The sequence below is a fragment of the Candidatus Spyradosoma sp. SGI.093 genome, from assembly GCF_050314555.1.
Taxonomy (GTDB): domain Bacteria; phylum Verrucomicrobiota; class Verrucomicrobiia; order Opitutales; family UBA953; genus Spyradosoma.
The window spans coordinates 57,131-69,196 of record NZ_JBNPNH010000003.1 but is presented as its reverse complement, the minus strand read 5'-3'; the positions used below and the strand labels follow the sequence as shown (position 1 = coordinate 69,196).

10 protein-coding genes are annotated in these 12,066 nt (G+C 65.5%); 7 read left to right on the top strand and 3 right to left on the bottom strand.

Annotated features, from left to right (window positions below; genetic code table 11):
• Window positions 1–20: 20 nt before the first annotated feature.
• From ACQREB_RS04175 to ACQREB_RS04145, 7 genes are all read left to right on the top strand, one after another.
• On the top strand, window positions 21–932 hold the full coding sequence (locus tag ACQREB_RS04175) for a phosphoribosylaminoimidazolesuccinocarboxamide synthase (RefSeq protein WP_427765684.1): 912 nt from the start codon (window positions 21–23) through the stop codon (window positions 930–932).
• A gap of 43 nt (window positions 933–975) precedes the next feature.
• The gene (locus ACQREB_RS04170) at window positions 976–1,362 is read left to right on the top strand and encodes an AIR carboxylase family protein (protein ID WP_427765681.1); all 387 of its coding nucleotides are present in this window, start codon (window positions 976–978) and stop codon (window positions 1,360–1,362) included.
• Between the two features lie 62 nt (window positions 1,363–1,424).
• Entirely contained in the window at window positions 1,425–1,895 is a 471-nt protein-coding gene (locus tag ACQREB_RS04165; RefSeq protein ID WP_427765679.1) for a hypothetical protein, read from the top strand.
• Between the two features lie 6 nt (window positions 1,896–1,901).
• The gene (locus ACQREB_RS04160) at window positions 1,902–2,522 is read left to right on the top strand and encodes an HDOD domain-containing protein (RefSeq protein ID WP_427765676.1); all 621 of its coding nucleotides are present in this window, start codon (window positions 1,902–1,904) and stop codon (window positions 2,520–2,522) included.
• Between the two features lie 22 nt (window positions 2,523–2,544).
• Window positions 2,545–5,118 (top strand): DUF4838 domain-containing protein, encoded by a 2,574-nt coding sequence (locus tag ACQREB_RS04155; RefSeq protein WP_427765673.1) that lies wholly within the window; start codon window positions 2,545–2,547, stop codon window positions 5,116–5,118.
• Window positions 5,075–5,635, top strand: a complete 561-nt coding sequence (locus tag ACQREB_RS04150; RefSeq protein ID WP_427765671.1) for a PEP-CTERM sorting domain-containing protein — start codon at window positions 5,075–5,077, stop codon at window positions 5,633–5,635. The genes ACQREB_RS04155 and ACQREB_RS04150 overlap by 44 nt, the downstream gene beginning before the upstream one ends.
• A 175-nt stretch (window positions 5,636–5,810) precedes the next feature.
• Window positions 5,811–8,885 carry a S6 family peptidase gene (locus ACQREB_RS04145; RefSeq protein ID WP_427765668.1) on the top strand — a complete coding sequence of 1,025 codons (3,075 nt, stop codon included), beginning with the start codon at window positions 5,811–5,813 and terminating at the stop codon, window positions 8,883–8,885.
• Between the two features lie 92 nt (window positions 8,886–8,977).
• Here ACQREB_RS04145 and nspC read toward each other — a convergent pair whose 3' ends face one another.
• The 3 genes from nspC to trxB form a co-directional block, all read right to left on the bottom strand.
• Entirely contained in the window at window positions 8,978–10,150 is a 1,173-nt protein-coding gene (gene nspC / locus ACQREB_RS04140) for a carboxynorspermidine decarboxylase (RefSeq protein WP_427765665.1), read from the bottom strand.
• Window positions 10,151–10,322: 172 nt separating this feature from the next.
• A complete protein-coding gene (locus ACQREB_RS04135; RefSeq protein ID WP_427765662.1) occupies window positions 10,323–11,096 on the bottom strand; it encodes a DedA family protein in 774 nt (257 codons plus the stop codon).
• A gap of 13 nt (window positions 11,097–11,109) precedes the next feature.
• Window positions 11,110–12,039 carry a thioredoxin-disulfide reductase gene (gene trxB, locus ACQREB_RS04130; RefSeq protein WP_427765659.1) on the bottom strand — a complete coding sequence of 310 codons (930 nt, stop codon included), beginning with the start codon at window positions 12,037–12,039 and terminating at the stop codon, window positions 11,110–11,112.
• Window positions 12,040–12,066 lie beyond the last annotated feature (27 nt).

Sequence of the window (12,066 nt, the reverse complement as noted above, 5' to 3'; positions counted from 1 at the left end):
GATTATGCTTTCTCTGCATTATGACCATTGAAGAAATCCGCAAAAGCCTGCCTTCCGAGGCGCTCATGAACGTCGAAGGGCTGCCCTTCAAGAAAATCGCCTCCGGCAAGGTGCGCGAAATTTTCGACCTCGGCGACAAGCTGCTCATCGTCGCGACCGACCGCATTTCCGCGTTCGACTCGATCATGCCCAACGGCGTTCCCGGCAAGGGAATCCTGCTCACGCAGATCAGCCTCTGGTGGTTCGCGCAGGCGGCGAAGATCATGCCGACGCACCTCGTGCCCGACCACGACGCCGCCGTCGCCGAGCTGCTCAAGGACTTCCCGCAGCTCGTCGCACGCTCGATGATCGTGCGCAAGCTGAAGCCGCTCCCGATCGAGGCGGTCGTGCGCGGCTACCTCGCCGGCTCGGGCTGGAAGGAATACAGGAAGACGCAGGCGATTCTCGACCACGCGCTCCCGGCGGGGATGCTCGAGAGCCAGCGTCTGCCCGAGGCGATCTTCACGCCCTCGACGAAGGCGGCGGAAGGCCACGACGAGCCCATCACCGAAGCGCGCTGCGCGGAAATCCTCGGCGCGCCCGTCTTCGAGAAGGTCAAGGCGGCGACGCTCGCGCTCTTCGCGCTCGGCTCGAAGGTCGCCGACCACGCGGGGCTGATTCTCGCGGACACGAAGTTCGAGTTCGGGCTCGACGACGCCGGAAACCTTTTCCTCATCGACGAAGTGCTCACGCCGGACTCCTCGCGCTACTGGCCGCAGGAAGGCTACGCGCCGGGCAGGTCACAGCCGTCGTTCGACAAGCAGTTCGTGCGCGACTACCTCGAAGACATCGGCTGGAACAAGCTCCCGCCCGCGCCCGCGCTCCCGGCGGACGTCGTCGCGAAGTCGCGCGACCTCTATTTCGGCGCGCTCGAAAAGCTGATGAGCCTCTGAGCCGCGGGAACGCTCGATCCGAAACCGCAGAACCGAAAAGACCATGAAAGCCTACATTCTTATGGGTTCCGAATCCGACATGCCGCACGCGGAAAAAATCGCCGCGGGGCTCAAGGACGAGGGCGTCGATTTCGAATATTTCGTGCGCAGCGCGCACAAGGATCCCGTGGGCGTCTTCAACTTCGTGAAGGCGCACGACGACGAGGCGAAAGTCCTCTTCATCACGATCGCGGGGCGCTCCAACGCGCTCTCCGGCGTCGTCGCCGCGAACTCGAAGAAGCCCGTGCTCGCGTGCCCGCCGTTCAAGGACAAGCTCGACTTCCTCGTGAACATCAATTCGACGCTGCAGATGCCGTCGAAGACGCCCGTGCTTACCGTGCTCGAACCGTCGAACTGCGCCCTCGCCGCCGCGCGGATTCTGCGCGCGTGAGCGCCGCGCCCGGCGCCGCCCTCGACTTCAGATCTCAGTCTGCGCGCGCGAAACGCCCTCTCATGCCGTCCGAACCGCCGCCTCTTCCCGCCGCCGCGACGCCGCGGAAAAAACGTTTCCGCCGCGCGGTCTTTCTTGCCGTTCTGCTTTCGGCGTGTCTGCTTTTCGCGGCGGCGCGTTTTTCGGCGGCTTTCGCGGAGCCTTCCGAAATCGCCCGTATTCCCCGGCGCGCGGTCGAAGTCCTCGACAGCGGAAGCAGGGGATTTTTCCAAAGCTATGAGGCGTTCTGGCTGCTGAAGGTCAACGACGCCGCGGCGGTGAAGAACGCCCTCGCGGGAATCGAGAGGGAGCCGCCCGTCAACGAGACGACCGACGAATTTCGGGCCGAGGCGAATGATTTTTCCGAAAGAACGGTCGGACGCGTCTTCGACGGAAAGACGCGGCATTTCGGGACGAACGAAGCCGGCTGGCTTTGGGCGTCGTTCATCGTTTCCGAAGACGGAAAATTCATCTACGTTCACGCCGTGCACTGAAAAAACATGAAAACCGAAGACGGAGAAGCCCTTCCGCCGCTCACGCGGGAACGCGCCGAGCGGGAGCTCGAAACCGCCGGGAAAATGAATCCCGGCGGCTGGGTCGCGCACTCGAAATTCTGCGCGCTCGCGTGCGAAAAAATCGCCGAGAAAATCCCGCATCTCGACGCGGGAACGGCGTACGTGCTCGGGCTGATGCACGACGTCGGGCGCCGCGAAGGCGTCTTTCAGGAAAAGCATCTGCTCGACGGCTACCGCTACTGTTCCCGCTTCGGCTGGACGCAGGCCGCGCGGATCTGCATCACGCACGCGTTCATGATTCCCGACGTGACGGCGGGCGTCGGCAGGCTCGACGTTCCCGCGGAAGACGTCGCGTTTCTGAAACGCTACCTCGAAAGCGTCGAATACGACGACTACGACCGCCTCGTGCAGCTCTGCGACGGGCTCGCGCTCCCGGGCGGATTCTGTTTCCTCGAAACGCGCATTCTCGACGTCGCGCTGCGCTACGGCGTTCCCGCGTGCTCGCTCGCGCGCTGGCGCAGGCTCTTCGAAATCAAGGCGCGCTTCGAGGAAATCATCGGCGGCTCGCTCTACGATTTGCTTCCCGGCGCGAAGCTCCCGCTGTGAGTGAGCGCTTCGCGCGGTTTTCATGATGAAGTTTTCGTTTTCCAAAAAAATCTTTTTCGGCGTTCTCGCGGGAACGGCGCTCGTCTTCGCCGCGGCGCGCGGCGCGGAAATTCCCGGCGCTCCCGCCGAGCCGCGTCCCCTCGTCGCCGACGGCGTCTTCGCCGGGAGCGTCTTCGTCGCGGAAGACTGCGACATGGCGGAGCTCGCCGCCGCGCAGGATCTGGCGAACTGGATCCGAAAAATTTCCGGCGCGGAGAACGTGCGCGTCCGCACGGAAAATTTCGCCGACGCCGCGAATCCGCGCGGCGTTTTCGTCGGCAAGACGCTCGCCGCCGCGCGCGCGCGGGTCGCCGCTCCCGCCGAAGGCGACGAATCCTACGTCGTCGCGCCGCGCGGCGAGGCGCTCTTCCTCGTCGGCAGGACGCCCGCGGCGACGGCGCACGCGGCGGCGAAGCTGCTGACGCGCGATTTCGGCGCGGAGTTCCTTTTCCCCGGCGAAGACGGCGCGGAATGGACGCCGAAAAAAGACGTGCCGTTCCCGCGCGAGGATTTCGTCTGCGTTCCCGCGTGGACGCGCCGCGCGGTCGCTCTCGGCGGCGGCGCCGAAAACGCGGCGTGGGCGCGCCGGCTCGGCTTCGGCGAGCTGCCGCGCTTTTCGCACAACCTGTGCCGCATCTTCACGCCGGAAATCTACGCGGAGCATCCGCGCCTGGCGCCGTTCTGCAACGGGCGCGTCGAGGCCGAACGGAACGGCGGCTACGCGCCGCAGCCGAATCTCGCGAATCCGGACGCGCCGCGCGTCGCCCTCGCCGCCGCGAAGGAATACTTCGCGGAAAACCCCGACGCGCCGATGTTTTCCGTCGGCGTCAACGACTGCTTTTCCTGGGACGAGTCCGAGGAGTCCGCGCGCGCTTACGGCGACGCGCCGATGCGCTGGTTCCGCAATCTGCCGAACAGGTCCGATTATTTCTGGCGCTTCGCCGACGCGACCGCGCGCGCGCTCGCCGCGGCGGACGGCGGCGCCTTCGCCGGCAAAAAAATCTCCGCCATCGCGTATCTGGACTGCCAGGACGCGCCGACCTTCCGCGTCGCCGAAAACGTTTTTCCCGTGCTCTGCGCCGACCGCTCGCTGTGGATTTTCCCCGAGTTCGCGGCGGAGGACAAGGCGCTGATGCGGCGTTGGGCGGCGTCCGGCGTCGGCGGCTGGGGCGTTTACGATTATTACTACGGCGACCCGTTCCTGTTCCCGCGCGTCTTTTTCCGCGCGGAGGCGGATTCCGTCGCGTTCGCGCACGCCGCGGGCGCGCGGCTTTTCTACGGCGAAGTGTTCCCGCAGGCGCCGTTCGACGCGCCGAAGGTCTGGCTGCTCTCGAAGCTGCTCGAAAATCCGCGTGCGGACGCCGACGCGCTGCTCGAAAAATTCTTCGCGCTCGCCTACGGGAACGCCGCCGCGGAGATGCGCGAATTTTTCGCGCTCTGCGAAAAAATCTGGCGGGAGCAGGGCGGACAATGCCGCTGGATCAAGGGCTGGCGCGTCGAAAATTCCGTCGAGATCTTTCCCGCCGCCGCGCGCGCCGAGTGCCGCACGCTGCTCGAAGCCGCGCGCAAGGCGTTGCCCGAAGCCCCCGAGGACGTGCGGGAACGCCGCGTCGCCGCGCGCCTCGACGCGGCGCTGCTCTGTTGGGAACGCGCCGAGGCCTTCGCGAAGAGCTACGACGCGAGAAAAGAACTCGAGACGCGGACGCGCGCGCTGAAGACGCCCGAAGACTGCGCGGCGGCGCTCGAAAGCCCCGCGTGGAATTTCGAAAAAATCTATTCCGATGCGGCGTGGCTGCGCGCGCACCCGGACGCGGGTTTCGCGCCCTGCGGCATGGGCGTTTCCGACCCGCGCGCGTCGGCGTTCGTGCGCGTCGTCGACGCGCTGCGCGCGATGCCGCGCGACGAAGAACGGCTCGCCGCGGAAAGAAAGTTGGCGGGCGTGCTGCGCGGGCTTCCCGACGGGCGCGTCTCGGAAACGCTTTTCCGCGCGCTCGTTCCCGCGCTCGCGGGCGCGCCCGTCTTCGCGGAAAATTTCGAACCGCGCCTCTCGCGCGATCCCGAAGACGGCGAGGAACGGGAGAAGAGCGCCTTCGTCGCGCTCGACGAAAACGGCTGGCGGCGCGGCAAGACGGTCGCCGCGCCCGCGTCGTTCACGCTGCGCAGCGCTCCCGCGGAAAATCTCTTCTGCGGCGAAACCTCCGACGCGTGCGCCGGCGCGTCCGCGCTGAAGATTTCCGGTGCCTGCGAGATGACGGAGCTTTCCCGCGACGTGGAGACGCGCCCGGGCGCGCGCGCGGCGCTGAGCGTGCGCGCGCGCGGACGCCTCTCCGTCGGCGCGACGGCGGGATTCATGCTGCGCTGGCGCGACGCGGAAAGGAAGATTCTCCGCGTCGAGTTCGCGCGCCTCTCCTGCGGCGAAACGCCGGAATGGACGCGCTTCGTCGTCGCGGGAACGGCGCCGGAAAACGCCGCGACGCTCGAAATCCTGCTCAGCGCGGGCCTCTTCGCGCCGGATGACTTCGTCGCCTTCGACGACGTCGAACTCTTCGAATTCTGACCCCGCGCGGGGCGCGCGCGTCGGCGCGAAAATTTCTCTCGGCTTCCTGCTCGCGTGCGCGGGAACGCTTCCCGCCCTCGGATTCTCCGTGCGGGGCGACACGACGCTCCTCGGCGATTTTTCGACGGCGAACTACGAAAATCCGGAGGTTTTCATCATCGGCAGCTGCGAAGAGCTCAGCCTCGTCGCGCCGAATCCGCTCTTGGGCGTCGCCAATGATCCGCACGACACGTCGTACACGTTCACGGTCGACGCGGAAAGCGGTCAGCGCGGCGACATCACGATCGCGTCGAACATTCTCGCGAGCACCTACACCGAGACGACGGCGGTCAAGATGTTCTCCGACTACAGCGGCAACGTCTGCTACTTGGCGCAATACGCGAGCGGCACGATCGAGGCGACGGGCACGGTGACGCTGACTTCGACGGTTCCCGAGCCTTCGGCGTTCGGGCTGCTCGCGGGCGCGTTCGCGCTCGCCCTCTGCGCCGTCTCCCGCCGCCGGAGACGCAAATCCTGAACTTCGTAACCTGAAGAAACGAAAACGGCGTTCCCGCGAATCTTCCCCGCGCGCGAACGCCGCTTTTTTTCGGAAAGACGAGGACGCGCACGGCTTCGGCGCTCGATCGCAGGCGGAAAACGGCTTGATCGCGCGCGGAAATTTTTGCGAAAATCCGGAAAAACACCCCTTCAAGATGATCCGTTTCGCCAAACCTGCGTTCCCGCGTCGCGCGCTTTTCGTTTCGTTTTCCGCGGCGTTCCTCATCGCGGCGGGCGTTCCCGCCGCCGCTTCGGAGCTTCATTCGGACGTTCCCGTCTCCGTTTACGCCGATTTCGGGCAAAACGCCGGCCGCTTCCGCACCGGTTCGGTCAGCGCGCTGCTCGAGCATCTCAATTCCGGCGGCGTGACGCTTTCCTATCTCGGAGGTCAGGCGGAGAACACTTTGTCCGCGCCGACGATTTCCTTCGCCGGCGTGACCGACTCGGGCTCCGCCGCGGGAATAGGCGTGAACTTCGTCGCCACCGTGCTTCACGTCGGACTGGGCGCTTCGCTGACGTTTTCCCAAAGCGCGCTCGGCTCCGGAAACGCCGTGCGCTATTCGGCGATCGAATACGCCGACGGGCGAAAAGCGCTCGGGTTGGGGAGCGTCGATTACGTGCTTTCAGATTACCAGCACACGCCGGACGACGCGACGACGGACTACAAGGTTTCCCGCCTGAACAAAATCGTGACCGACGCGTCGCTCGCGACCGTCTACACGGGCGACACGACTTCGCTCGCGGGAACGACGCTTTACCGGGCGGCGGGCGGCACGATGGAGGTGCGCGATCACGCGGGCGTTTCGTCGCCGCTCGCGGACAAAAACGTTTACGTCGCCGGCGGCGTCGTCACTGCGGATTCCGCGACGAGCGCCGCGATGCAGGACGGGAGCGCCGGCAACACGTTCAGCGTGTCGTGGCAGCCGGACTGGAGCGCGGGCGGCGTTTCCGCCTCCGATCCGCTGCCGACGGCGAGCCTGGGCGGAGACTCGGGGAGCCCTCTCTACGTCTGGAACGCCGACGCGCGGGAATACCAGTATCTCGGCGCCGTATGGGGCGTCGGCGGATACGGCTCCACCGCCGCGGGAGCGACGCAGTGGACGCAGGGCGTGATGGATTCCTACGACCGGGTCGTGACGTCCTCCTCCGAGTCCGCTACGCTCTACGTTTCCGCCGTGAAAAACGCGGGAGAAGCCGTCACGTCGATGGTGTATCTCGCGGGCGGCGGCGAAAAGGAAATCACGCGCACGCCGTATTCGGGAACGGTGACGGGCGGCGCGGAGGGCGCCGTCGAATTCATCGGCGTGAAGCAGGGCGTGAACACCTGGAAGAACCTTTCCGGGATCAAGGACAAGGACGACTGGTACGCCTACGAATCCGCGACCATAAGCGGAGACGGCTACATGAACGCCGCGTTCCCGCTCTACTCGAATCAGACGGATTCCGCCGTTCTGACCTACGCGGATCTCTACCGCACGGAGAATCTCGTCTTCACGGCGGGCGCGGCGACGACGACCGTGCGGCTCGACGAAGCCGACGTCGATCTGGGAATCGGCTACGCGCGCTTTTCCGCGGGAACGCTGGGGACGGCGGAGTTCCGCCTGGAATCGAGCGGCGGGCATCAGCTGAATTCCGCGGGCTTCGTCGTGGACAAGGGCGTGGACCTTTACGTGAATCTGAAGAATTCTTCGAGGAACGCGTTCATGCGCGAATGGCGTAAAATCGGCGACGGCGACATGCATCTCATTGGGAACGACGACGATTTCTATTCGAATCACGTCCTGATCAATCTCGGCGGGAGCGGAAAAACCTATCTCGAATACGATTTGTACGACAATTCCGGATACGCCGCCTACAACGTGCTCGCGAACGGCGGAACGACCGTGGTCATCAAGGACACGAAGCAGATTTTCCGCGACTTCACGTTCGGGAACGGCGGCGCGACGCTCGACATGAACGGCAATTCCATGACGTGGGACAATTCCGTGGATCAGAGCGTCGAGGCGGACGGTTTCACGATTCACGCGCTGACGGAAGAGGCGATCATCGCCAACGCCAAGGCGGGAACGACGACGACGCTGACGTTCACGCAACGCGGCGCGCAGACGTTTCTCGGCTCGTTCCGCGACGCGGCGGGAGCGGGCTTCCGTTTCGTTTACGACGGCGGCGCCTCCTCTTCGCTCGAACTCAACGGCGTGTTCACCGATTTGTCGAACGCCGAGGGCAGCGGCGTCACCGTGAAGAGCGGCACGCTCGCCTTCGCGGGAACGCTCACCGTGCACGCGCTCGGCTCCGAAGACGGCACGAGCGCGGCGCGGCTGACGCGGGCCGACGATTGGCACTACGCGGACGCCGTGACGGACGTTTCCGTGGAAAGCGGCGCGACGCTCCGCCTCGGCTCCCACGCGCGGCTGAGCGGGAACGTCGTCGTGCGCGACGGCGGCGCGTTCGTCATGAGCGAAGGCGTGTATGCGCAAAACGAATACGTTGAAGGCGGATTCGTCCGCGAGAACACGTACGCGCTCCGCGATTTTTACGGACTCAAGGGCGACGTGACTCTCGAAGGCTCCGCCGAAATGCGCGTGGAGTTTTCCGCGGGAACGACGGCGGAGAACGTTTACGCCGGGAAGATTTCCGGGACGGGAAGCCTCGCGCTCGATCTCGCGGACGGTGCTCTGCGCCTCTCCGGCGCGAACGCGCACACGGGCGGCACGACGCTGAACGCGGGAACGCTCGTGCTCGAAAACGCGTCCGCGCTCGGCGCGGGAAAGTCTCTCGTCCGGGAAGGCGCGAAACTGGTCGCCGGGGCGGAGGTCGCCCTTTCCTCGGCGGGACAGTCGCTGACGCTCGTGCTCGGCGCGGCCCAGGCGGGCGAGAACGGGACGGCGGTCGTCGCCTCGGAAAACGGAGGAAAAATCGTCGTGTCCGGCGCGGCGGAGATTTATTTCGACGTTTCCGCGCTGATGAAATCCCGCGCGGCGGGCGAGAACGAGGATCTCGCCCTGACCGTCGCCGCGGAGTCCGCACTCGCGTTCAACGACGAAAACGCGCACGTCGGCTGGTGGGACGAAACGGGGACGCAATGGGCGGATCTGTACGATTACGGGTTTTCTTATGCGGACGGCGTGCTTTTCCTGACGGTTCCCGAGCCTTCGGCGTTCGGGCTGCTCGCGGGCGCGTTCGCGCTCGCCCTCTGCGCCGCCTCCCGCCGCCGGAGACGAAAATCCTGAACTTCGTAACCTGAAGAAACGGAAACGGCGTTCCCGCGAATCTCCCCCGCGCGCGAACGCCGTTTTCTTTTGGGAAAATTTTCCGCTTCCGTTCAGCTCAGCTTGTTCTTGTAGTCGGCGTAGCCGAAGTCGCGGATCAGGCGGTATTCGCCGGTCTCGGGAACGTAGCTCGCGATGGAGGGCAGGCGGATGCCGTTGAACGTCGTGTTCTTGACCATTGTGTAGTGCGACATGTCGAGGAGCGCGAGGCGCTGCCCGGGCGCGAGCGGCCGCGGAAACGAGTAGTCGCCGAGCACGTCGCCCGCGAGGCAGGTGCCGCCCGCGAGCCGGTACGTGTGCGCGAATTCGCCCGGCGCGCCCGCGCCGAGGATTTCCGCGCGGTAGGGCATTTCGAGCACGTCGGGCATGTGCGCGCTCGCCGACGTGTCGAGAATCGCGATCGGCATGCCGTTGTTCACGACGTCGAGCACGGTGCAGACGAGCACGCCCGTGCGGATGGCGACGGCCTCGCCGGGCTCCAGATAAATCTGCAGGTGCTCGCCCCATTTTCTGCGGAACGCGAGAATCGTCTCGCAGAGCAGGTCGACGTCGTAGCTCGGGTGCGTGATCCAGTGCCCGCCGCCGAAATTGATCCATTTCATGCGCGGGATGAACTCGCCGAATTTTTCCTCGAAATGCGGAATCGTGCGCGCGAGCACGTCCGCGCCCTGTTCGCACATCGTGTGCATGTGCAGGCCTTCGAGCCCGTCGAGATCGCCGTCGCGGATCTCCGAACGGATCGTGCCGAGGCGCGAGCCCGCCGCGCAGGGATTGTAGATCTCGTGCTCGACTTCGGCGTACTGCGGATTGACGCGCAGCCCGCAGGAGACCGCGCGCCCGCTCGCCTTCACGACGTCGCGGAAACGCCGCCACTGCGACGGCGAATTGAACGAGACGTGATCGACGAACTTCACCAGCTCGTCCATGTCCGCGGGCGGGAACGCGGGCGAATAGACGTGGCATTCGCCGGGGAAAAATTCGCGCCCGAGCAGCGCCTCGTGCAGGCCGCTCGCCGTCGTTCCCGCGAGGTATTTCGAGACGAGCGGAAACTCGCTGAACTGCGCGAAGCCCTTGAGCGCGAGCAGGATCTTCGCGCCCGCGCGGTCCATGACGCCGCGCAGCACGCGGCAGTTTTCCTCGAGCAGCCCGCGGTGCATCAGGTGGCACGGCGAGGGCACGCGGTTCAGGTCGAGCTTGGAAAATTCTTCGATGAAACGGTCGGACATTTGCCGCTCATTCTGCGTCAAAGCGCGTTCCCGCGCAAGAGGGGAAAAGGTTATGAGGTGACGAAGTTATGAAAGTTCTTTGCGCTCGGCTTCGCCGAAAGGATTTCGAAAAATTTTTCGCGAAGCGAAACGCAATCAACCTCCATAACCTTCATAACCTCCTACAACCTAGTCACTTCACGTCGTCGCTCTTCCTGCCGCCGCGCCAGAAGCGGTAGATCAGAAACGCGCCGAAAAGCGCCGCGCAGACGAGAATCGCCCACGAAAGCTCGCGGCTGTATTCGTTGATCGCGTCCTGTTGCCCGTGCGCCGCGACGCCGACGACCGCGAGCACGACGTTCCAGATCGCCGCGCCGAGCGACGTGAAGACCACGAACGGCAGCATCCGCATCCGCGCGATGCCCGCGGGAATGCTGATCAGCTGGCGCACCACGGGAACGAGCCGCCCGAAAAACGTCGAGACGACGCCGTATTTCCGGAAAAACGCCTCCGATTTTTCGACCTTTTTCCGGTCGATCAGGCACAGGCTGCCGAGCCGCGATTCCGCGAAGCGGTTCACGAGCGGGCGCCCGAAAAAAAGCGCGATCCAGTAATTCGCCAACGCGCCGACGAGCGCGCCGAGCGTTCCCGCGAGCACGACGAGCGCCACGTTCACGCGCTCGTCCTCCGTCGCGTAGAGCGGGCTGCCCGGCGTGCACGCGGCGTAGGCGGCGGGCGGCACGACGACCTCCGACGGGAACGGAATGAACGAGCTTTCCACCGCCATCAGCAGCGCCACCGTCCCGTAGTTCAGGTGGTCGGCGTACCAGGCGACGATTTTTTCCGGGAAGGATTTTTCCGCGGCGACGACGGGCTCCGCGGCGGACGCGGGAACGGCGCAGAGCGCGCACGCGAGCGCGGAGGCGGCGAGCGTCCGGCGGAAAATTGCGGCGCGGAAGAGCTTCATGCGCGGCGCGGAATCACTGGTTTTCGAGATAGCGCTGCGCGTCGAGCGCGGCGCGCGCGCCCATGCCCGCCGCCGTGATCGCCTGGCGGTAATGGCGGTCCGCGCAGTCGCCCGCGATGAACACGCCGGGCACGCGCGTGTGCACGCCCGAATTGTCGTTGGAAATCAGCGTTCCTTCCTCGTCCGTCGGCAGCGCGCCCGCGAGAAATTTCGTGTTCGGCACGTGCCCGATCGCGACGAAGATTCCCGAAACCGGAATCTCGCGGAGCGTTCCCGTCGCGACGTCCTTGACGACGAGCGCGCGCACCTTGCCGTCCGCTCCGCCGAGAATGCGCTCCGGCGCGGCGTTCATCACGCGTTCGATCTTCGGGTTCTCGGTCACGCGCTTCGCCATGATGTCCGACGCGCGGAACTTGTCGCGGCGGTGCACGATGTAGACTTTCGACGCGAAGCGCGTGATGAAGTTCGCCTCCTCGCACGCGGAATCGCCGCCGCCGATCACGGCGACGTCCTTGCCCTTGTAGAAGGCGGCGTCGCAGGTCGCGCAGGTGCTCACGCCGTTCCCGCCGTAAAATTCCTTTTCGCCGGGAACGCCCGTCAGCCGCGGCGCCGCGCCCGTCGCGACGATGACCGCCTTCGCCTCATAGACTTTGCCGGAGCTCGCCTTCAGCTTCTTCACGACGCCGGAAAAATCGACCGACTCGATCAGATCGACTTCGAAGCGCGCGCCGAATTTTTCCGCCTGCTGGCGGATGTTCCAGGTCAGCGTGAAACCGTCCACGCCGTCGGGAAAGCCCGGAAAATTTTCGACGACGGAGGTTGTCGTGATCTGCCCGCCGGGCAGCGAACCTTCGAGAACGAGCGGGGAAAATCCCGCGCGCGCGGCGTAAACGGCGGCCGTCGCGCCCGCGCAGCCGCTCCCGAGAATGATGACGTTTTCCATGCCTGCAAGGATTGCGGCGCCCCCGCG